Genomic DNA, 21,311 nt, shown 5'->3' with positions numbered 1-21,311 from the left:
CCGCACATGGGCGTGTCAGGCCAGCTGTCGATCGTCGCGCGATCCGCGCTGCAGCTCCGCGATGGCGGGCCCTCGACGGTCAACGACCTCTCCCGGTCGCTCGAGATCTCGCGCACCTCGGTCGAGAACGCCGTGTCGGTTCTGAGCGATTCGGGGCTGATCGTCGACGCCCCCGTCGCGAGCGTCGGCGGAGCCGGCCGCCCCGCGCGGCACTACTCGTTCCACGCCGAGGCGGGCACCGTCGTCGGAGTCGACATCGGCGTCGCGAGCGTGCGCGTGCTCCTCTCCGACCTCGCCGGCCGCGTGATCGCCCAGCGCAGCTTCCCCGGGGTCGAAGCGCACCCCGACGGCGCCGCCAAGCTCGCGGCCGTGATCGACGACGTGCGGCAGACACTGGGCGGAGCATCCGTCGCCTCGTCCCGCGTGCGGGCCATCGGCGTCTCGCTCCCCGGTCTGGTCGACGACACCGGCCGCGTGGTGCTCTCGGTCGTGATCCCCGAGTGGTCGGGAGCCGACATCGGTGCGCAGCTGCGCCAGGCGTTCGGCTGCCCCGTCTCGGTCGACAACGGCGTGCGACTCGCCGCGGTCGCCGAGCACCACCTCGGGGTGGCACAGCTCGTCGACGACGTCATCTACCTCTCGGTGGGTAACCGCATCTCGATGGGACTCATCCTCGGCGGGCGCCCGCGGCGCGGCATCCACAACGCCGCCGGCGACATCGGCCGCCTCGCCTTCCGCGGCCTCAACACCGAGACCGGGCAGATCTCGTGGCGCACCGCCCCGACGGCCGCGGAGGTGTTCGCCGCCGCGCGGGCCGGGGACCGTGCCGCGCAGGACGAGCTGGACGACTTCATCGAGGAACTCGCGCACGGCATCGCGACCCTCACGATGACCGTCGACCCCGCCATGATCGTGATCGGCGGCGGTCTGTCGGCGGCGCACGAGCAGCTGCTCGATCCACTGCGCCAGGCGCTCCCCCGGCATCTCGGACTGCCGTTCCAGGTGCCCCTCGCCGAAGCGCGCCTCGGCGGCGAGGCCGCGGCGCACGGCGCGGTCGTGCACGCCTTCCAGCGGCACGCCGCCGACATCTACGGCATCGACGACATGCCGGTGCCGCCCATCACCCCGCTGCCGCACGACACGGCATCCCCCATCCCCGAGGAGACGAAGTGAGCACCCTGAAGGTCGGACTCATCGGAGCCGGCGGCATCTCGCGCGTGCACGCCGACGCCTGGAGGGCGCTGGGCGCACAGGGCTACGTGACCTCGCTGGCGGGTGCGGAGGAGATCGCCGAGGAGTACGGGTTCGAGCTCGTCGCCGATGTCGACGCGCTGATCGACCTGGTCGACCTCGTCGACATCGTGACTCCCAGCAGCACGCACGCCGACTTCGCGCTGCGCGCCATCGCCGCCGGCCGCGACGTCGTCTGCGAGAAGCCGCTGGCGGCGACGTCGATCGACGCCGCACGGGTGACGGATGCCGCGGCCGCCGCGGGTGTGCGCCTCTTCCCCGCGCACGTCGTGCGTTACATGGGCGAGTACGCGCAGATCAAGGCCGCCGTCGACGCGGGGCGCATCGGAACTCTCGCCGTGCAGCGGTTCAGCCGGGCCGGTGCCGCACCGCAGTCGCCGTGGTTCTTCTCCGAGAGCGCGGGAGGCGGGTTGATCCGCGACCTCATGATCCACGACATCGACCAGGCTCTGTGGTTCGCGGGAGAGGTGTCGCAGGTGTTCGCGGTGCAGAACCCGCCGACGATCGACGACCGCGTGCCCGCTCCCGTCACCTCGCACATCGTGCTGACGCACGCGAACGGGGTCATCAGCCACATCCACGGCAGCTGGGTCGCGCCCGGCATCCCGTTCCGTACGAGCGTCGAGGTCGCGGGCTCCGAAGGACGCCTGCGATACGACAGCGCCGAGGACCGCACGCTGCGCACGGATGCCGCAGCCCTCCCCGGTGCCACCGACTACCTGCCGCCGATGTCACCGCAGGACAGCCCGTACTACGCCGAGATCGCCGATTTCGTGGCAGCGCTGCGCGAGGGGCGGGAGGCGCGAGTGACACCGGCCGACGGCATCCGCGCGGTCGCCGTCGCCGAGGCGGCGATCGCGTCGATCGCCGCCGGGACGCCCGTCTCCCCTGTTCCCTCGCCGACCGAGGAGGTCGTCCGATGACCATGCCCCTGCGGATCGCCGTGCTGTCGTTCGCGCATACGCACGCCCTCAGCTACGTGCACGCCCTGTCGGCGATGCCCGGCATCGAGCTGATCGCGACCGACCCCGACGGGGCATCGGCGCCGGATGACGCGCCGCGCGGGGCCGCGCTGGCCGCCGAGCTCGGCGTCGCGTACGTCGAGACCTACGACGAGGCGTTCGCCTGGAAGCCGGATGCCGTCGTCGTCGCGGCCGAGAACTCCCGGCACCGGGCGCTGGTCGAGCGCGCCGCCGCCGAAGGAGTGCACGTGCTGTGCGAGAAGCCGCTCGCGACGACGGTCGAGGATGCCGTCGCGATGCGCACCGCCTGCGACGACGCCGGAGTGATCCTGATGGTCGCCTACCCCGTGCGCTTCGCGCCCGCCGTGCGCGACGCGATCGCCGAGCTGCGCAGCGGACGCCTCGGCCGGGTGCTCGGTGTCACCGGCATCAACAACGGCAAGCTGCCGCAGGATCGCGCGTGGTTCACCGACCCGTCGCTGGCGGGCGGCGGGGCTCTCGTCGACCACGTCGTGCACTGCGCCGATCTGCTCGACGACCTCCTGGGTGAGCGCGCCGCGTCGGTGAGGGCCGTGTCGAACGGCATCCTGCACGGCCAGCGCGACCTCGCCGTCGAGACCGGAGGGCTCGTGACCCTGCAGTACCCGAGCGGCGTCATCGCCACGATCGACTGCTCGTGGAGCTGGCCGATGAGTTCGGCGACCTGGGGCGGACTCACCCTGCAGGTCGTCGCCGAGCGCGGCACCGTCACCGTCAGCCCGTTCGCGAAGGGTGTGGCCGGTCACGACGCCGCGGGCGAGACCTGGGACCCGATCGGCGCCGATCTCGACGCCCTGCTGCTCGAGGAGTTCGTCGCGTCCGTGCGCGCCGGGCGTCAGCCGCAACCCGACGCCGGTGTCGGCATCCGCACCGTCGAGATCGTGACGGCCGCTCAGGCCTCCGCCGCTCGCGCGGGCGAGGTCGTCACCCTGTAGCCCGGCTGGCCCTTCGCTGAACTGGGTCCCTGAGCCTGTCGAAGGGCCCCCGCTCCCCGCGCCCAACGCAGGAGTTCTCCCGCAGCACAGGAGCGGATGCCGCACACACTCCTCCGTTGCGCGAGAACTCCTCCCGAGCGCGCGGGCGGGGATGCTTCGGCAGGCTCAGCAACCCAGTTCCGAGACCCGCAGCGCCCCTGCGCCGAACTGGGTCCCTGAGCCTGTCGAAGGGTCTCAGCACGCAGAAACCTGCCAGAACCGAGGAGTATGCTCTCCCCTTGGGTCGAGTGACCCGATGAGTCCCGAAAGGCGGTGATGGCGATGTCCGACGATAGTAACGACGCCGCCCTCGCTGCGTCGCGACTCCCTGCGCTCGCGCGTTGAGCATCCGCTCCGCGTTCGCACGTCGATCTCCGCAGTCCCGGGTGGCGTCCTCCGCATCCTGACGAAACTGCGCGCCCGCCCCCGGTCGGTGCGCGCCTGCGAGAGAAGAAGCACTCCCATGGCCCTGATCGACAACGGCGTGTACGTCCACGGACGTCGCGTGGAGACCCCCCAGAACCTCGACGAGACCTACCGCATCCTCGACTCCGTCGGCGGCATCGCGTGGATCGGCCTCTATCGACCGAGCCCCGAAGAGGTCGCCTCGGTCGCACGCGAGTTCGATCTGCATCCGCTCGCCGTCGAAGACGCGCTCTCGGGCCACCAGCGCTCCAAGGTCGAGCGCTACGGCGACACGCTCTTCGCGGTGCTGCGGCCGGCGCGCTACCGCGACGAGCAGGAGTCCGTCGAGTTCGGCGAGCTGCACCTGTTCGTCGGCCCCGACTTCGTGGTGACGATCCGGCACGCCGAGTCGCCGAACCTCGCGGCCGTGCGGCGGCGGATGGAGGCGCACCCCGAGCTGCTCGCGATGGGACCCGAAGCCGTGCTCTACGCGATCCTCGACGAGGTCGTCGACGAGTACGAGCCGATCGTCGCGGGGCTCGAGAACGACATCGACGAGATCGAGGACCAGCTCTTCGGCGACAGCGACGACGACGCCCTCTCCCGGCGCATCTACGAGCTCTCGCGCGAGGTCATCAACTTCCAGCGGGCGGTGCACCCGCTCACCGGCATGCTCGAGTGGCTGCGCCGAGGGTCCGACAAGTACCGCATCGACGAGGAGCTGCAGCGGTCGCTGCGCGACGTGCTCGACCACACGATCCGCGTGAACGAGCGGGTCGACTCGTTCCGCGCGATCCTCGAGAACGCGCTGCGCGTGCACTCCGCCCTCGTCGCCCGCCGTCAGACCGACACGAGCATCGCGCAGAACGACGAGATCAAGAAGATCTCCTCGTGGGCGGCGATCATCTTCGCCCCCACCCTCGTCGGCACCGTCTACGGCATGAACTTCGAGGTCATGCCCGAGCTGCACTGGGCGTTCGGCTACCCGCTGGCTCTCGGTGCGATGGCGGCGTTCGCGATCGGTCTCTTCGGGATCTTCAAGTACAAGCGCTGGCTCTGAGCGCGGCGCCGCGCGCCCCGGGAGGAGAACTCGGCTTCCGCAGGAGGCATCCGCTGTTTCGATCCTGCGGAGCGTGAGATCTCCTCCCGTTGCGCGGCGGCATGCACGACGTCGGATGCTGTGGATAGGGTCGGAGGCGTGTCCGACACCACCGCCCCCACCGCCGCGTCCGATCTCGCCCGCCTCGCCGACCTGCTCGCGGGCGGCGACCCGCTGACCTGGGTGATCACCGGAGACTCGATCACCCACGGCCTCGTCTTCACGCAGGGCGGCCGCAGCTACGCCGAGCACCTGCACGAACTCGTTCGCGGCGAGCTCGAGCGGGTGCGCGACATCGTCGTGAACTCGGCGATCAGCGGGCACCGGATCGTCGACATCCTCGGAGACTTCGAGCGCCGGGTGTCGTCGTGGCGGCCCGACGTCGTGACGCTGATGATCGGCACGAACGATCTCTCGACCGGTGGACCGCAGCCGGTCGTCTCGCCCGAGGAGTACGCCGCCTCGCTGCGCGAGTTCGTCGCACGGGTGCGGGCGCTCGGCGCGATCGCGGTGCTGCAGACCCCGCCGCCGATCGACGTCGCCAACGCTCCGGAGCGGGCCCGTGTCGCCGAGTTCGCGGATGCCGTGCGGCAGGTCGCCGCGAGCGAGGACGTCATCCTCGTCGATCAGTACGCCCGGCTCATCGAGCTGGGCGCCGGCGGCATCCCGTGGGGGCTGATGGGCGACCCGTTCCACCCGAACGCGGCCGGGCACGCCGCCCTCGCGCTCGAGATCGCGACGGTGCTCGGCATCCGCCCGAAACCGGAGCGCTCACGCACGCTGCCGCTGCTCGAGGCGCAGGTCGGCGCGGCGCGCATCTACAGCTGATCGGTCGCGCGGGGCGCCCCTTCGACAGGTTCAGGGACCCCGTGGGGCGGAAGAGACTGGGTCGCTGAGCCTGTCGAAGCGTCCCGCGGCAAGAACCTCAGGCGTCGTCGCGGCTGATGTGGTCGAGCAGCGCGTCGCCCGAGGCGAAGGAGATCGTCTCGACCCCGTCGTCTTCGGCGACCTCGACCCCGTCGACCTCGAGTTCCTCGTCGAGCTGCACGAGGATGCGCGAGTCGGGGAACTGCCGCGGGGCGTCGAACGACACGAGCACGGCATCCGCGAAGACGACGACCGACGCGGCCTCCATGTCGTCGCGCAGGTCGATGCGCTCGCTGACCTCGGACTCGCCGACGGCCTCCTCGATGTCGGACGCGGCCTCGTCGACGATCGCGCGCCAGCGCTTCTCGGTGATCGAGAGGATGCGCTCGACTCCCGAGACCAGCTCCTCGACGTCGGCCTCGGCATCCGCATCGCCGTCTGCGATCTCGGGGTCGATGTTGACGGTGACGTCGGTGCCGGCGGCCTCGAGGTGGGCGCGGCCGTGCACGATGCCGTCCTCGGCGACCGGTTCGTCGAGGTGGCCGCTCTCGATGACGGCGGCCAGGAGTTCGTCGAGTGCAGTGGTCATGTTCCCATCCTTGCCGACAACTCCTCGCTCCGGTCTGGCTATGATTAATTCATGTTGTCAAGTAACCCCGTTCCGGACAGCGCCGTTCCGGAAGCCACGCACCTGCGCAACGGAGGCGTGAGCCTCGTCGTCACGACCGACCTGTTCGGCGCCCCGACCATCGCGCACTGGGGTGCACCGCTGACGGATGCCGACATCCCCGGCCTCCTCGCGACCGCCACCCCGGCCGTGATGAACAGCTCCCTCGACGTGGCCCGCTCGTTCTCGATCGCGCCCGGCCGCGCGCACGGATGGTCGGGCACCCCGGCGATCGAGGCGACCGCAGCGGACGCCGTGATCGACGGGTTCGCGCGGACGCGGACGGTGCAGACGGATGCCGCGAGCGCGAGCTTCGTGCTGGTGGATGCCCGCGCCACCGTCGAGGCGACGTTCACGTTCGCGCTCGACGAGGCCGGCGTGCTGCACTCCTCCGTGGTCCTCGAGAACATCGGCGCCGAGCATCCGGTCGACGTCGCCGCCGTGCGCTCGCTGCTACCGCTGCCCGCCCGCGCCGCCGAGGTCGTCGATTTCACGGGCCGCTGGACGAACGAGAAGGTGTCGCAGCGCGCGGCGATCCACGACGGCACCTGGCTGCGATCGTCGCGTCGCGGACGCCCCGGCCACGACTCCTCGTTCCTGACCCTGACCGGCACCGAGGGCTTCCGCTTCCGCTCGGGCGAGGTCTGGGCCGCGCACCTCGCGTGGGGCGGCAACCAGGAGATGCTGGTCGAGCGTCTGCCCGAGGGCGCCGGAGCCCACCGCTCGGTGCTCGGCGGCGGCGAACTCGTCGATGCGGGCGAGGTGCGCCTGCAGCCCGGCGAGACGTACGGCTCGCCCGAGCTGCTCTCGACCTGGAGCGACGAGGGGATCGACGGCGTGACCGCCCGGTTCCACGCGTCGATCCGGTCGCGCCCGAGCCACCCGAAGACGCCGCGGCCGCTGCTGCTCAACACGTGGGAGGCGGTGTACTTCGACCACGACCTCGACACCCTCACCGCGCTCGCGACGACCGCCGCCGAGCTGGGCGTGGAGCGGTTCGTGCTCGACGACGGCTGGTTCCGCGGGCGCCGCGACGACCATGCGGGCCTCGGTGACTGGTTCATCGACGACGACGTGTGGCCCGAGGGGCTCGCACCGCTCTCGGCGCGCGTGCACGACCTCGGCCTCGAGTTCGGCCTGTGGTTCGAGCCCGAGATGGTGAACCCCGACTCCGACCTGGCGCGACAGCATCCGGACTGGTTGCTCGGCGAGAACCCGCTGCTCGCCTCGCGCCACCAGTTCGTGCTCGACTTCTCGCGCGACGACGTCGTCGACTACATCGTCGAGCGACTCGACGACGTGATCACACGCGCCCGCGTGGACTTCGTCAAGTGGGACCACAACCGCGACCTGCACGCCTCGCTCGACGCGCGCGGCCGCCGCCGCGTGCACGCCCACACGCTCGGGGTGTACCGCGTGCTCGACGAGATCCGTCGCCGGCATCCGCGTCTCGAGATCGAATCGTGCGCCTCGGGCGGAGGCCGCACCGACCTCGGCACCCTCGCCCGCACCGACCGTGTCTGGGCGTCGGACTGCAACGACCCGATCGAGCGCCAGAGCATCCAGCGCGGTACGCAGACGCTGCTGCCGCCCGAGCTGATCGGCGCGCACGTCGGCCCGACGGTCTCGCACACCACCGGTCGGCACGCGTCGTTCTCGTTCCGCGCCGCGACCGCCCTGTTCGGCCACGCCGGCCTCGAGTGGGACCTGACGACGGCATCCGATGACGACCGCACTGCGATCGCCGCCTGGACCGCCCTGTACCGCGAGCTGCGGGGACTGCTGCACTCGGGCGTCACGGTGCGCGGCGACGACGTCGACCCCGGCAGCCTTCTGCACGGCGTCGTGAGCGCCGACCGCGAGGAGGCCGTGTTCGCGTGGGTGCGCACCGAGACCAGCGCGACCGCGCAGTCGCCGCGTGTGCCGATCCCCGGCCTCGACCCCGCGACGACGTACCGCGTGCGCGTGCGCGACGAGATCGGCGGAGCGCACCGCCACCAGGTCGCCGACCCGGCGTGGCTCGCAGCATCCGACCTCACCGTCACGGGCGCGGTGCTCGCGCAGGGCCTCCCCCTGCCGGTGCTGAACCCCGGTAACGCACTGCTCCTGCACTTCACGGCCGTCTGACCCGCGGCGTCCGGGCGATCTCGGATGCATCTGCGTTGACAAGGAAACTGAGTTGACTCATAATTGAGTCAACTCGACCTTGGGAGACGCTACATGCGCGCGTTCGCGTTCGACACCTACTCACAGCCGCTGCACGAAGTCGCAGCGCCCGAGCCCGAACTCGGCGTGCGCGACGTGCTCGTGCGCGTCGAGGCGGCCGGCGTCAACCAGTTGGACGAGAAGATCCGCGCGGGCGAATTCAAGGCGATCCTGCCCTCCCCGCTGCCCCTCGTCCTCGGTCACGACGTCGCCGGCACCGTGCTGCGCGTGGGGTCGGAGGTCAGGGGATTCGCCGTGGGCGACCACGTGTTCGCCCGTCCCCGCGACCAGCGGATCGGAACGTTCGCCGAGCGCATCGCGATCGACCAGGCCGACCTCGCCCCCGCGCCCACGTCGATCGGCATCGTCGAGGCCGCATCACTGCCGCTCGTGGCGCTGACGGCATGGCAGGCACTCGTCGAGAGGGCGAACGTGCAGGCCGGTCAGAAGGTACTCATCCACGCCGGCGCCGGCGGAGTCGGCTCGATCGCGATCCAGCTCGCGAAGCATCTCGGCGCGCACGTGGCCACCACAGCATCCGTGAAGAACGCGGACTTCGTGCGCGAACTCGGGGCCGACGTGGTGATCGACTACCGTACCCAGGACTTCGAGAAAGAACTCTCGGGTTACGACCTCGTACTCGACAGCCTCGGCGGTGAGAACCTCGACAAGTCGCTGCGCGTCCTGCGCCCCGGCGGAAAGGCGATCGGGATCGCGGGGCCTCCCGACCCCGCCTTCGCTCGCGCGGCGGGACTCAACCCCCTCCTCCGCCTCGCGATCGCGGCGCTGAGCCGCAAGGTCCGCGCGCGGGCGAAGAAGCTCGGCGTCGGCTACGAGTTCCTGTGGATGAGGGCCGACGGCTCGCAGCTGCGGGAGATCGCCGCGCTCGTCGACAGCGGCAGCATCCGCCCCGTCGTGGGCGCGGCGTTCCCGTTCGACGAGACCCCGCAGGCCCTGGCCGCGCTCACGCGCGGCGGCCTGCGCGGCAAGGTCGTCGTCACGGGGGCGGGGGCGGTCGCCTGACCCGCCCCCGCACTCGCCCTCAGCCCTGCGCGAGCTGCGGGTAGACCACCTCGAGCGGAGCCGAGAGTCCGGCCTTGGCCTGCACCGAGGTCTGGTCGGCGAGAACCTCGTAGCCGCCGGCCTCGAGCGTGTCGAAGATCTGGGTGACGAGGTCGGCGGGGTCGAGCTTCGGGCTGGTGGCGTGCGCCGCCATCGCGGTGTCGACGTAGCCGACGTGCACGCCGACGACCTGCACCCCGGCGGGCTGCAGCTCGAGCCGCAGCGAGTTCGTGGCCGACCAGAGGGCCGCCTTCGTCGCCGAGTAGATGCCGGCGACGGCGTACCACGACAGGGCCGAGTGGATATCGATGATGGCGGTCTCCCCGCCGTGGGCCGAGAGCAGCGGGGCGAAGGCCCGAGCGAGGAACAGCGGTCCGAGGAAGTTCGTCTCGACGTTGTGGCGGATCTCCTCGTCGGTGTGGGTGAGGATGCCGGGGGTGGGCGTCGAGGCACCGGCGTTGTTCACGAGCACGGTGACGTCGGATGCCGCGGCGACGACGGCCGCGATCGACGCCGGGTCCGTGACGTCGAGAGTGAGCGGAACGACGCGCGGGTCCGCCCACTCGCGGGGCTGGCGAGCGGTCGCATAGACCTTCGCGGCGCCCCGGGCGAGTGCCTGCTCGACGAGATGCGTTCCGATGCCTCCGTTCGCTCCGGTGACGAGGACGACGGCGTGGGTGAGGGAGGTCATGAGGACTTCTTTCGGCTCGTGGAACAATGATTCCTGTCGCTCGTGACCCGCACGGTCGCGACTACACTCATAACTGAGCCTGGTCAGAATCTATTCCGAGGGGAGTCTCGTGCCCGCAGAGAGCGCACCCGTCGGAAGACGCGAACGGAACAAGCAGCAGAAGCTCGAGCGCATCGTTACCGCGGCCGCCGAGCTCTTCTCCGAGCGCGGCGTCGACGAGGTGACGACGCAGCAGATCGCCGATGCGGCGGACATCGGCACCGGCACACTGTTCCTGTACGCCAAGACCAAGGGCGAGCTCCTGCTGCTCGTGCAGAACTCGCACTACGCCGACGCGCTCGAGCGCGGCCGCGCGGCATCCGCCGATGCCCGCACGCCCCTCGACGGCGTGATGGCGCTGGCGACGCCCATCATCGAGTGCAATCGGGTGCAGGTCGAGAACGGACGCACCTACCTGCGCGAGATGGTCTTCGGCGACCCGACCGAACCGCATCACGCCGCGGCGCTCGCCATCGTCGGGGAGACCGAGCAGGCTCTCGCCGAGACCCTCTCCCGCCTCGCAAGCATCCCCGCCGCCGAGGCCTCCGCCCTGGCGCGCGTGGTCTCGTCGATCATGTTCCTCACCATGGCGTCCAGCGATGCCGAGGTCGACATCGCGCAGATCGTCGAGGGCGTCCGCACGCAGGTCTCGGCGATCCTGCCCCGCTGACCCCGCCCACAGCCTTTTCAAGAATGGGCTAGCGGGACCCCCGGCACACCGATATCTTGGCCGCATCTGCAGTCGAGAGCGGGGTGGCTCATGTCTCATGTGGTGGCAACCGGAGCGGGCAAGGCGATGATGGAGCGTCGGAATGATCCGACGCACGACTACATCCTCGGCCTCACGCGCAAGAAGAGACCGAGGGTCCTCTTCGTGGGCACGGCGACCGGAGACGACGCCGCGTACATCGTGAGCTTCTACTCGACGTACGACTCCGACCGGTGCGCGCCGCACCACCTTCCGCTCTTCCACCGCGCGGTCGACGATCTCGCCGGCTTCGTGAAGGGCTTCGACGTGATCCACGTCGGCGGCGGCAACACCGCCAACATGCTCGACGTGTGGAAGCGGCAGGGCCTCGACGAGATCATGCGCGAGATGTGGGAGGACCCCGACTCGAACGTCGTGTTCACGGGCGGCAGCGCCGGCGGCATCTGCTGGTTCGAGGGCGGAACCACCGACAGCTACGGTCCGACCCTCCAGGTGCTCCCCGAAGGACTCGGGTTCCTGCACGGCAGCTTCTGCCCGCACTACGACGCCGAGGACCAGCGGCGCCCGCTCTTCCACGACTCGCTGCTGAGCGGTGAGCTCGCGACGGGCTACGCGGTCGGCAACCTGCAGTCGCTGCACTTCGAGAACGCCGACTTCGTCACCGCGATCAGCCCGGTCGAGAACCCCCTGGCCCTGCGGGTCGAGGCCATCGACGGACGCATCGTCGAGACCGAGCTCGCGACCGAGATCCTCACGGGCACCGGCCCCATCACGCGGGGGCCGTCGTCATGAACGACAACGTGTGGATCCTCGTCGCACAGCTGATCGTCGTCATCCTCGCGATCTACATGGGCACCCGCACGAGCGGGATCGGCCTGGGCGTCTGGGGACTCGTCGGCGTCGCCGTGCTGATCTTCGTCTTCGGCGAAGCACCCGGCAACGCCCCGGTGGATGCCGTCTTCATCGTCATCACGGTCATCACCGCGGCATCCACGATGCAGGCGGCCGGAGGCATCGACTGGATGGTGTCGGTCGCGGCGAAGGTGATCCGGCGCAAGCCGAAGTCGGTGGTGTTCCTCGCCCCCGCCATGTCGTTCCTCTTCACGGTCGGCGCGGGCACCGGCAACATCTTCTACCCGCTGCTGCCCGTGATCTACGACGTGTCGTACCAGCAGAAGATCCGCCCCGAACGGGCGCTGTCGGTCTCGGCGGTCGCCTCGCAGGTCGGCATCCTCTGCTCGCCCGTCTCGGCCGCCACCGCGTCGATGGTGGTGCTGCTCGCCCCTCAGGGCGTCGACCTCGGTGGGCTGCTGCTCATCATGTGGCCGGCATCCATCGCGGGCCTGTTCGTCGCCGCGCTCGTCATGATGCGCCACGGCAAGGACCTCGAAGACGACCCCGAGTTCCAGCGCCGTCTGGCCGACAAGCAGATCAAGCCGCCGACGGTGGATGCCCACGAGAACAAGCTCGCCCCGACCGCGGTGCTCTCCGCCGCGCTGTTCCTCATCGGCGTCGGCGTGATCGTGTTCTTCGGACTCTTCGAAGGTCTTCGTCCGGTGATCGGCACCGACGACTCCGGCGACCCGGTGCGGCTCAGCGTCACCGTGATCATCGAGGTCGTGATGGGTGTGATCGCGGCGCTGATCTTCGTGTTCTGCAAGGTCAAGGCATCCGATGTGCCGAAGCAGCCGACGTTCCCCGCCGGTCTCGTCGGTGCGATCGCCCTCTTCGGAATCGCCTGGCTCGCCAACACCTTCGTCGCCGCGAACCAGACCCTCATCGTCGACGGGCTCGGCTCGGTGGTCTCGGGGTCGTCGGCGTTCCTCGGGGCGCTGCTGTTCGCGCTGGCCCTGTTCGCTGTCGCGATGCTCACCACCAGCCAGTCGAGTGCGACCAACGCGATCGTGCCGATCGGCATCACGATCGGCCTGCCCGCACCTCTGCTGGTGGGGCTCTGGCCGTCGACCATGGGCATCTACACGCTGCCGGCCAACGGCAGCCAGGTCGCGACCGTCGCGTTCGACCAGACCGGCACGACGAAGATGGGAAAGTACGTCTTCGACCACTCGTTCCAGCTGCCGAACCTCGTGTACGTCGGCGTCGCGATCATCGTCGGAGTCACGCTGTCGTTCCTGTTCTCGTGACATGACGGCGCACGCGCAGGGCGGGTCGGCGGTATGACGGATGCCGTCGACCGCTCGGCCCTGCGCCAATTCCTGCTCGGGTTGGCGCAGGGGATGAACGCCTCGGCCGAATCGGTCGACCGCATCCGCGACACCATGACCGAGGTGGCCGACGCCTACGGGGGCGACGACACCGACTTCGTGGTGCTGCCGACGATCATCCTCGTCGAGACGGGCGACGACGAGGAGTCGCGGGTCGCGATCCGCTCGGCGACGAACGCCTCGTTCCGCTTCGATCAGATCGCCGCGCTGTACGAGCTGATCGCGCGGGCCAGGGCCGGCGAGGTACCGCCGCTCGACGGCATCCGTCGCCTGAACGAGATCGGCGCGATGCGCCCGCGCCTCGGCTGGGTCACCCGCACGTTCGGCCACGCCGTGCTCACCACGGGCCTCGCACTGCTGCTCACCCCCACCTGGCAGGGCGCGATCGTCGCGTTCGTGCTGGGTGCGGGGATCGGGCTGCTCAAGCTCGTGCGCTCGCCCACCCTGCAGCTCGTGCTGCCGATCGCCGCCGCGTTCGTGTGCGCGACGGCGGTGTTCCTGCTCGCGGAGGTGATCGAGATCGGAGACCCGATCCGGCTGCTCATCGCGCCGCTGGTGACCTTCCTGCCCGGCGGGGTGCTCACCACCGCGACCGTGGAGCTCGCCGCGGGGCAGATGATCTCGGGGGCGTCGAGACTGGTCTACGGGTTCGTGCAACTCGCACTGCTGGCCTTCGGCATCCTCGCCGCCGGCACGGTGATCGGCGTCGAATCCCGCTCCTACGAGCCCCTGGCCGCGAGCGCCTTCCTGCCGTGGTGGGTGGCGCTCATCGGCATCCTGGTCTTCGCCCTCGGCAACTACCTGCATTTCTCGGCACCCGCCTCGACGTTCCGATGGGTGCTGCTCGCTCTGATCGCCGCCTACAGCGGCCAGTGGGCGGGGTCGGTGCTGCTCGGCGCGACGATGGGCGGATTCATCGGTGCGGTCGCCATGACGCTCGTCGTGTTCTGGATCGCCTCGCTGCGCCACGGCGCCCCGGCGCAGATCACGTTCCTGCCCGCGTTCTGGCTGCTCGTTCCGGGTGCCGCGGGGCTCGTCGGGCTCACCGAGGCAGTCGCCACCGACAGCGGACTCGCCGACTTCCTGGCCGCTCTCGTCTCGGTCATGTCGATCGCGCTGGGCGTGCTGATCGGCACCGCGCTGTATCGGGTCGTGCACCACAGGGCCGAGGAGATCGTGCAGTTCGTGGTGCCGCCGCCGACGGTCGTCGCCGAGGCCCCGCGTGGCGTGTGGGACCGGCTGCTGCCCTGGCGGCGGCGCTAGCGATCCGTCACGATCTCCGAAGTCGTGCGGCCACGCGCGGCACCACTGCCGCCGCGGCGAGGGCCAGGGCGATGCCGAGAAGGGTCATCCCCAGGCGCTCGAGGAACCAGTGCGCGGGCGCCTCACCCTCAGGACCCATGAGGAGCGACAGCACGATCACCGTGGAGAACAGCGGGAACACGTACCAGCGACTGCCCGCGGTGCCCGTCGCCGCCGTCAGCACGACGACCAGGATCACGGCGAACACGGCCGGCGGCGGCGAGAGGGCGGCGACCGCGAGGGCCAGCACCGCCCCGATGAGCACCGAGAGTGCGCGCCCCCACCCCCGCGACACCAGCGCGGCGTGCGCCGGTCGGCTCACCATGAGCGCCGCGACGCACGCCCACCCCGGATGGTCGACACCGAGGGCGAAGCCGCACGCCGCGGCGAGCGCACCCGCGATCCCGATCTGGATGCCGTACACGAGCATCGCCCCGCGGGTGGCGGGCGGGGCGACGGGACGCACGGCGGACTCCCGAGCCGGCCAGAGCAGCGAGACGAGGAACGCGTAGACGGTGCCCGCGAGGATCAGCAGCGCGGCACCCGCCCCCTCGCCGATCGAGGCGAACGAGAGCCCGACACCGATTAAGGGCAGGCCGAGCACGAGCACGGGGGTCGCGAGGCGACGGGAGCGGTTGGCCGCGAGCAGCGCCACGGCCACGCAGAGCACGAAGATCACGCAGACGGCGAGTGCCGGCATCCGTCCGATCACCGATCCGACGAAGATGGCCGCCGCCGCGATGGCGCCGATCACGAGGCCGCGCGCCCGCTGCGGCCGGGTCGCCGCCACTCCCAGTCCGGCCGCCGGGAGCACGCCGACCGCGAGCGTGAGCCCGGTCGTGAAGCCGTCGACGGGGTCGGCGAGCATCGCGATCCCGGCGGGCACTCCGAGCACCGCCCCGTGCAGGGCGTTCCGCCACGACCACGCGACCGCCGACGCCATGTCCCCCACTCTGGCCCGTCCGGCCGGGCGGCACCACCACCTCACCACCACCTCACCTCCGGCTGCCCGCACGACTTCGGAGATTTGACCCGACACCCCGAGAGCGGATGCCGTCGACCCGGCGTGTCTCCTCGAATCTCCGAAGTCGTGCCGGGGCGGGCCCCGACGACTCGGCAGCGGAGGAGGACCGGGTACGGCCCCGACGCACGGAGCGCCCCGGACCCGAAGGTCCGAGGCGCTCCGGTGTCGCGCGCGGATCAGCTCCGGAGCGCGCGACGGAAGGCCAGCACGGATGCTCCCACGAGGAGCAGGATCGCGCCCACGCCGCCGACGAGCCACGGGGCGTCGCCGCCGGTGATGGCGAGGGTCGCGCCGGTCTGCGCGACGGGTGCATCCGGCGTCTCGGGCAGCACCGGCGCCGCGACGACCGAGAGCGAAGCCGAGTCGCTCCCGGCGATGGGCTCGCCGTGCGGGTCGGTCGCCGTGCCGCTCGCGTCGTTGGTGACGGTGCCGATGTCGGCGACCGCAGCCTCGTACTCGACCGTGCAGGTGAGCGTCTCACCGGGGGCGAGCGTGACCGGTGCGCTCTTGTCGCAGGTCAGCTCGTCGAGCGGCGTCGCGCCCGTGAAGTCGACGTCCGAGAGTTCCACGTCCGACAGCGTCAGGGTGCCCGCGTTCGTGGCGGTCAGCGTGTACAGCACGGTGTCGCCGACGGCCGCGGTCGGGCTGTCGACCGTCTTCACGACGTCGAGCAGTCCGGTGCCCGGGGTGTCGAGCAGCGCGGTCGAGGAGTTCGCATCGACGGTCACCGAAGTGCCGACGACGCCGGCCGAGGCGGTCGCCTCGTTCGAGACCAGGCCCTCATCGATGTCGGCCTGGGTCACGACGTACGGGGCCTGGCACGTGGTCGACTCGCCGACCGCGAGCGTGGAGACCGGGCAGGCGATGTCGCCCAGCTCGCCCGTGCCCGTGAACGTCGTCTCATCGATCACGAGGTTCTCGACGGGCAGTGCGCCGTCGTTGGTGACGGCGAAGTCGTAGACGACCGTGTCGCCGACGGATGCCGTGGCGGGCGACACCGACTTGACGAGGCCGAGCGACGCCTGCTTGGCGGTGTTCGTCACGACGCAGTCGACCGAGTCGCCCGCGGCGAGCGTGAGCTGCTGCGCCGGATCGGTGCCGTTCGGGAGCACGGTGGTGCTGCCCTCGGTGTTGTTGGTGCACGTCCACGCCGCGTCGTAGTAGTCCAGCGGGCTCGGCGCTCCGGCGGTGGCCGCCTCGGAGAGCGTGAACGCCCCGCTCGGGATCACGGTGGTCGTGGAGGTGGCGGCGGTGTCATCGGCGCCGGTCGTGGCGGTCGCGAGGGCGACGCCCTCCGGCGAGGTGACCTGCACGTCGAACGAGTCGAGCGGGTCGACGCGACTGTCGACACTCTTCTCGAGCGTGAGGGTGGAGGTGCGGATGCCGAAGGCGAGCGCTTCGCGCTCACCGGCCGAGTTCATGAAGAGCGTGCCGGAGATCGAGGTGGCCGACGGAGCGGCGAGGATGGTGCCGAAGGCGCTCGTGGTTCCGGCGTTCGCCGGGTTGCACACCGCGGCGTGCGTTCCGTCGCCGGCGAGCGGGATCGTGCATCCCCCGCCCGAGGTGATCGGCGTCGTGCTGTCGATCATCGTGAGCGGCTGATCGGAGCCCCAGTAGATCCGCTCGCCGAAGTTCCCGACGAAGGCATCCGGGGTCTCGGGTGCGGCCGTGACGAGGTCGTAGCCGGTCACCGGCACGCCCCCCAGCGAGACCTCGACGTCGACGATGTTGATCTGCACGGAGCCGAACGAGGCGCCGCGGTTGGCGTAGAGGTAGGGCAGGCCCGGGATGCCGTCGTAGTAGTCCCAGTTGCCCATCGGGAAGAACGGGTCGGTCGACGGTCGCGCCTCGACGCCGCGCGGCTGCCACCCCATGCCCGTGGGCCGCTGGGTGACCGTGTAGGCGATGTCGTACTCGCCGAGCGTGGTCTCGAACCGCTGCCCCTCAGCGGTCAGGCCGATGGACTGGTCGTACCCGGCGAAATCGAACCAGCAGATCGAGTCGGTGAACTTGCCGCCGGTGCCCTCTTCCGCGTAACCGCATGTCGCATCGATGGGCGCCGCGGTCGCCGGTGCGGCCGCCACCCCCGTGAGCAGCAGCGACACCAGCGTCGCCGCACCGGCCAGCGCCGATATCTTCGTGAACTTCATTTCTCCCCCTGGAGTTGTGACGGGAAGCGGCGCCCCATCGACGCCTTCCCGTTGATCAACAACGAGGCAGGGACCGGTGTCTGACGATGTGTCCGGTATTCGGTGTTGCTAAGTACCGGTACCTAGTGTTACTTTGTACCGGTACCAAGCATCACTGAGTACCGACGGATGAGAGGGAGGCGAACCCGATGGGCAAGCAAATGACCGAGATGCTCAAGGGAACCCTGGAGGGCATCGTGCTGGCGCTCCTCGCCGAGCAGCCGGCTTACGGATACGACATCACCGCACGCCTGCGCGAGCACGGCTTCACCGACACCGCCGAGGGCACCGTGTACGCGCTGCTGGTGCGGATCGAGCAGCGCGGGCTCGTCGACGTCGAGAAGGTGCCCAGCGAGAAGGGGCCGCCCCGCAAGGTGTACACGCTCAACGCGCAGGGCACCCACGAGCTGGCGGAGTTCTGGAAGACCTGGAACCTGCTCGCGCGACGGATCGACGGCCTGAACCCCGCGATCACGAACGACACGAACACCCCGAACGACACGAACGACACCCCCACCACGAAAGAGGAGAACTGACATGGCTGCGAAGTGGATCGAAGCGCTCACCGGATCGCTCGAGCAGAAGAAGCAGTACCGCGACGCGAAGAAGCGGATCGACGCCCTCCCCGAGCCCTACCGTTCGGTGGCGAACGCCCAGCACCGCTACTCGATGTACTACGGCGGCATCACCGACGGCGACACCCTGGTGCAGATCTTCCTGGGCCTCGCCGACCTGTGGGAGCGGGCCGCGATCGACGGCACTCCGATCTCGGCGATCGTGGGCGACGACCCCGTCGAGTTCGCCGAGACCTACGCCGAGTCCTACGGCGGAGAGCAGTGGATCGACAAGGAGCGGGCGCGTTTGGTGAAGGCCGTCGACGAAGCGAGGGACGAGGAGAAGGAGTCATGACCGCAGCGATCACCGTCACCGGGATCGAGAAGTCCTATAAGGACCTCCACGTGCTGAAGGGCGTCGACTTCGAGGTCGAGGCGGGGTCGATCTTCGCCCTGCTCGGCTCGAACGGTGCCGGCAAGACGACCATGGTGCGCATCCTCTCGACGCTGCTGACGGCGGATGCCGGCACGGCGACCGTGCGTGGACATGACGTCGCGAGCGACCCGCTGAAGGTGCGCGAGACGATCAGCCTGACCGGCCAGTTCGCCGCCGTCGACGAGATCCTCACGGGGCGCGAGAACCTCGTGCTCGTCGCGAAGCTGCGGCATCTGCCCGGCGCGGGACGGATCGCCGACGATCTGCTCGCCCGCTTCCGGTTGACGGATGCCGGTGACCGGAAGGTCGGCACCTACTCCGGCGGCATGCGCCGCCGCCTCGACATCGCGATGAGCCTCATCGGCGACCCCGAGGTCATCTACCTCGACGAGCCCACCACGGGTCTCGACCCCGAGGCCCGCCTCGAGGTGTGGCAGGTCGTGAAGGACCTCGCGCGCACCGGCACCACCGTGCTGCTCACCACCCAGTACCTCGACGAGGCCGAGCAGCTCGCCGATCGCATCGCGATCCTGCACGAGGGCCGCATCATCGCGAACGGCACGCTCGCCGAGCTGAAGGCGCTGCTGCCTCCCGCGAAGGTCGAGTACGTCGAGAAGCAGCCGACGCTCGAGGAGATCTTCCTCTCGCTGGTCGGCCCTCCGACACACAAGGACTGGGTCGCTGAGCCTGTCGAAGCGTCCCACCCCGAAGCATCCACGAAGGAGGACCGCTCATGAGCACGCACTTCGTCGCCGACGCGGCGACCCTCACCGGCCGGTCGATGCGGCACATCTTCCGCAGCGCCGACACCATCATCACGACGGCGGTCACCCCGATCGCCCTGATGCTCCTGTTCGTGTACGTCTTCGGCGGGGCTCTGCGTCAGAGCACCGGCCAGGAGAACTACGTGAACTATCTGCTCCCCGGCATCCTGCTCATCGCGATCGCGTCGGGCATCGCCTACACGGCGTTCCGTCTGTTCACCGACCTGCAGAGCGGCATCTTCGAGCGCTTCCACTCCATGCCGATCGCCCGATCGAGCGTGCTGTGGGCGCACGTGCTCACCTCGCTCGTCGCGAACGGCATCACCCTGGCGATCATCTTCGGCGTCGGGTTCCTGATGGGCTTCCGCACCGGGGCCGGCGTCGGGGCATGGTTCGCGGTCATCGGCATCCTGCTGCTGTTCACCCTGGCGCTCACCTGGCTGGCGATCATCGCCGGACTCAGCGCCAAGACGGTCGACGGGGCGAGCGCGTTCTCGTACCCGCTGATCTTCCTGCCGTTCATCAGCTCGGCCTTCGTGCCGACCGACACGATGCCCGGGCCCGTGCGCTGGTTCGCCGAGAACCAGCCGGTCACGTCGATCGTGAACACGATCCAGGCGCTGTTCACCGGGGAGCCCGTGGGGTCCGAGATCTGGGTCGCCCTCGCCTGGTGCGTCGGCATCCTGATCGTCGCCTACGCCTTCGCGATGCTCGCCTACCGCCGCAAGGTGCGGTGACCCGAGGCATCATCGTTCCGGCGGAGAAAACACCGATGGGCGGAGGATTCGAGAAGAATCCTCCGCCCATCGGCGAGAAATCCGCCCATCGCGTTGCAGCGCGGGGCGAGGCAGAGCGTCAGATCAGCTGACGACCCAGTCGAAGTCCGCGCCGTGCTCCTCGAGCCACGCGTCAACCGCCTCGGCTTCCTTGCCCTCGCCGTACTCGTTCACGACGAGGTCCTCGAGCGAACCGTACTGGGCGTCGTCGAGCTTGATCTGCTCGATCAGCTCCGCGGCCTCGGGGAACTCCTCGGCAAAGCCCTTCGTTCCCAGGAAGTGCAGGGCCTCGGGGTCGCCCATGGCACCCTTCGGGTCTTCGAGGTCCTTCACGGGGAAGGCGTCGTTGGCCCAGAACGGACGCCACAGCGTCACGACGATGTCCTCCTGCTTGTCGGTCGCCGACTTCAGCTCGGTGAGCATCGCGGCCGTCGACGAGGTGACGAGCTCGTACTCGCTGTCGAGGCCGTACTCGGGCAGCATCGACTGGGTCTGCGCGGTGAGACCGGCACCCGGCTCGATGCCGTAGATCTTGCCATCGAGCTCCGCGCCCTTGCCGACGAGGTCCTCGATCGAGTTCAGCTCGGAGTACTCCGGAACCGCGATCGTGAGCTTGGCGTTGTCGTAGTACGCGCCGAGGTCTTCGATGTCGTCGCCGTAGGTGTCCATGTAGGACTTGTGGGTGAGCTCGGGCCAGGCCGACGGGTAGATGTCGACGTCGCCCTGCGCGAGGCCGGTGTACAGCGGGCCGGCCTCGGTGAGCGTCTTCATCTCGACCGTGTAGCCGATCTTCTCGAGCTGGTCCTGCAGCAGGTACGCGGTGCTCAGGCCGTCGGTCCACGACGGCAGGTAGCCGAGCGTGATCGTGCCCTTGTCGCCCGAGCCGGCGTCGCCGCTGTCGGAGCCGCCTCCGGTGCCGCCCATGCCGTCGCCGCTGCAACCGGCGAGGGTCAGAGATGCTGCGGCGCCGATCGCCGCGATGGTCAGGAGCTTCTTCTTCATGTGTATCTCTCTCGTCACGTATGGATGTGTGCTGTGTTGCGGGTACTGCAGTGGTGCTTCGGAAGGGAA

General features: G+C 69.9%; 20 protein-coding genes. 15 read left to right on the top strand and 5 right to left on the bottom strand.

Annotated elements, in window-relative coordinates:
• The first annotated feature begins 6 nt into the window (after nucleotides 1–6).
• The 5 genes from KV396_RS07400 to KV396_RS07380 all read left to right on the top strand — a co-directional run bounded on the left by KV396_RS07400 (nucleotide 7) and on the right by KV396_RS07380 (nucleotide 5,558).
• Nucleotides 7–1,173, top strand: coding sequence for an ROK family transcriptional regulator (locus KV396_RS07400; protein ID WP_247957376.1), 1,167 nt, complete (start codon nucleotides 7–9; stop codon nucleotides 1,171–1,173).
• Nucleotides 1,170–2,174, top strand: coding sequence for a Gfo/Idh/MocA family protein (locus tag KV396_RS07395; RefSeq protein WP_247957375.1), 1,005 nt, complete (start codon nucleotides 1,170–1,172; stop codon nucleotides 2,172–2,174). Before KV396_RS07400 ends, KV396_RS07395 begins: the two co-directional genes overlap by 4 nt.
• Nucleotides 2,171–3,187, top strand: coding sequence for a Gfo/Idh/MocA family protein (locus KV396_RS07390; protein WP_247957374.1), 1,017 nt, complete (start codon nucleotides 2,171–2,173; stop codon nucleotides 3,185–3,187). Before KV396_RS07395 ends, KV396_RS07390 begins: the two co-directional genes overlap by 4 nt.
• 502 nt (nucleotides 3,188–3,689) lie before the next feature.
• Nucleotides 3,690–4,691: a magnesium/cobalt transporter CorA gene (corA, locus tag KV396_RS07385; protein ID WP_247633280.1), complete on the top strand. Its 1,002-nt coding sequence runs from the start codon at nucleotides 3,690–3,692 to the stop codon at nucleotides 4,689–4,691.
• Nucleotides 4,692–4,829: 138 nt separating this feature from the next.
• Nucleotides 4,830–5,558, top strand: coding sequence for an SGNH/GDSL hydrolase family protein (locus KV396_RS07380; protein ID WP_247957373.1), 729 nt, complete (start codon nucleotides 4,830–4,832; stop codon nucleotides 5,556–5,558).
• A gap of 97 nt (nucleotides 5,559–5,655) precedes the next feature.
• Here KV396_RS07380 and KV396_RS07375 read toward each other — a convergent pair whose 3' ends face one another.
• Nucleotides 5,656–6,186, bottom strand: a complete 531-nt coding sequence (locus KV396_RS07375) for a cytochrome C5 (protein ID WP_247957372.1) — start codon at nucleotides 6,184–6,186, stop codon at nucleotides 5,656–5,658.
• Nucleotides 6,187–6,237: 51 nt separating this feature from the next.
• Between KV396_RS07375 and KV396_RS07370 the strand changes: the two genes are divergently transcribed.
• Both KV396_RS07370 and KV396_RS07365 read left to right on the top strand, forming a co-directional pair.
• Nucleotides 6,238–8,391 (top strand): alpha-galactosidase, encoded by a 2,154-nt coding sequence (locus KV396_RS07370; RefSeq protein ID WP_247957371.1) that lies wholly within the window; start codon nucleotides 6,238–6,240, stop codon nucleotides 8,389–8,391.
• Between the two features lie 93 nt (nucleotides 8,392–8,484).
• The gene (locus tag KV396_RS07365; RefSeq protein WP_247957370.1) at nucleotides 8,485–9,492 is read left to right on the top strand and encodes an NADP-dependent oxidoreductase; all 1,008 of its coding nucleotides are present in this window, start codon (nucleotides 8,485–8,487) and stop codon (nucleotides 9,490–9,492) included.
• 19 nt (nucleotides 9,493–9,511) lie between these two features.
• Here the strand turns inward: KV396_RS07365 and KV396_RS07360 are convergent, their stop codons facing one another.
• The gene (locus KV396_RS07360) at nucleotides 9,512–10,222 is read right to left on the bottom strand and encodes an SDR family oxidoreductase (RefSeq protein WP_247623886.1); all 711 of its coding nucleotides are present in this window, start codon (nucleotides 10,220–10,222) and stop codon (nucleotides 9,512–9,514) included.
• A gap of 109 nt (nucleotides 10,223–10,331) precedes the next feature.
• On the opposite strand from KV396_RS07360, the gene KV396_RS07355 reads away from it, so the two are divergent.
• From KV396_RS07355 to KV396_RS07340, 4 genes are all read left to right on the top strand, one after another.
• Nucleotides 10,332–10,931 carry a TetR/AcrR family transcriptional regulator gene (locus KV396_RS07355; RefSeq protein ID WP_247957369.1) on the top strand — a complete coding sequence of 200 codons (600 nt, stop codon included), beginning with the start codon at nucleotides 10,332–10,334 and terminating at the stop codon, nucleotides 10,929–10,931.
• Between the two features lie 102 nt (nucleotides 10,932–11,033).
• Nucleotides 11,034–11,762, top strand: a complete 729-nt coding sequence (locus tag KV396_RS07350; protein WP_247957368.1) for a Type 1 glutamine amidotransferase-like domain-containing protein — start codon at nucleotides 11,034–11,036, stop codon at nucleotides 11,760–11,762.
• Entirely contained in the window at nucleotides 11,759–13,114 is a 1,356-nt protein-coding gene (locus KV396_RS07345; protein WP_247633286.1) for an anaerobic C4-dicarboxylate transporter family protein, read from the top strand. Before KV396_RS07350 ends, KV396_RS07345 begins: the two co-directional genes overlap by 4 nt.
• Before the next feature lie 33 nt (nucleotides 13,115–13,147).
• A complete protein-coding gene (locus KV396_RS07340; protein WP_247957367.1) occupies nucleotides 13,148–14,458 on the top strand; it encodes a threonine/serine exporter family protein in 1,311 nt (436 codons plus the stop codon).
• 7 nt (nucleotides 14,459–14,465) lie between these two features.
• On the opposite strand, the gene KV396_RS07335 is transcribed toward KV396_RS07340, so the two are convergent.
• Both KV396_RS07335 and KV396_RS07330 read right to left on the bottom strand, forming a co-directional pair.
• Complete coding sequence (locus KV396_RS07335; protein ID WP_247957366.1) at nucleotides 14,466–15,440, bottom strand: FUSC family protein; 975 nt, start codon at nucleotides 15,438–15,440, stop codon at nucleotides 14,466–14,468.
• Nucleotides 15,441–15,697: 257 nt separating this feature from the next.
• Nucleotides 15,698–17,671: a DUF7507 domain-containing protein gene (locus KV396_RS07330; RefSeq protein WP_247957365.1), complete on the bottom strand. Its 1,974-nt coding sequence runs from the start codon at nucleotides 17,669–17,671 to the stop codon at nucleotides 15,698–15,700.
• A gap of 188 nt (nucleotides 17,672–17,859) precedes the next feature.
• On the opposite strand from KV396_RS07330, the gene KV396_RS07325 reads away from it, so the two are divergent.
• From KV396_RS07325 to KV396_RS07310, 4 genes are read left to right on the top strand one after another with little or no spacing between them, the layout of a single operon-like run.
• Nucleotides 17,860–18,246, top strand: coding sequence for a PadR family transcriptional regulator (locus KV396_RS07325; protein ID WP_247957364.1), 387 nt, complete (start codon nucleotides 17,860–17,862; stop codon nucleotides 18,244–18,246).
• Nucleotide 18,247: 1 nt separating this feature from the next.
• Nucleotides 18,248–18,619, top strand: a complete 372-nt coding sequence (locus KV396_RS07320; protein WP_247633291.1) for a DUF1048 domain-containing protein — start codon at nucleotides 18,248–18,250, stop codon at nucleotides 18,617–18,619.
• Complete coding sequence (locus KV396_RS07315; protein ID WP_247957363.1) at nucleotides 18,616–19,437, top strand: ABC transporter ATP-binding protein; 822 nt, start codon at nucleotides 18,616–18,618, stop codon at nucleotides 19,435–19,437. The genes KV396_RS07320 and KV396_RS07315 overlap by 4 nt, the downstream gene beginning before the upstream one ends.
• The gene (locus tag KV396_RS07310) at nucleotides 19,434–20,201 is read left to right on the top strand and encodes an ABC transporter permease (protein ID WP_247957362.1); all 768 of its coding nucleotides are present in this window, start codon (nucleotides 19,434–19,436) and stop codon (nucleotides 20,199–20,201) included. The genes KV396_RS07315 and KV396_RS07310 overlap by 4 nt, the downstream gene beginning before the upstream one ends.
• Nucleotides 20,202–20,324: 123 nt before the next feature.
• Here KV396_RS07310 and KV396_RS07305 read toward each other — a convergent pair whose 3' ends face one another.
• A complete protein-coding gene (locus KV396_RS07305) occupies nucleotides 20,325–21,242 on the bottom strand; it encodes a glycine betaine ABC transporter substrate-binding protein (RefSeq protein WP_247957361.1) in 918 nt (305 codons plus the stop codon).
• Nucleotides 21,243–21,311 lie beyond the last annotated feature (69 nt).

This window comes from Microbacterium galbinum (assembly GCF_023101185.1).
GTDB lineage: Bacteria > Actinomycetota > Actinomycetes > Actinomycetales > Microbacteriaceae > Microbacterium > Microbacterium galbinum.
This window is presented reverse-complemented; position numbering and strand designations above follow the sequence as displayed.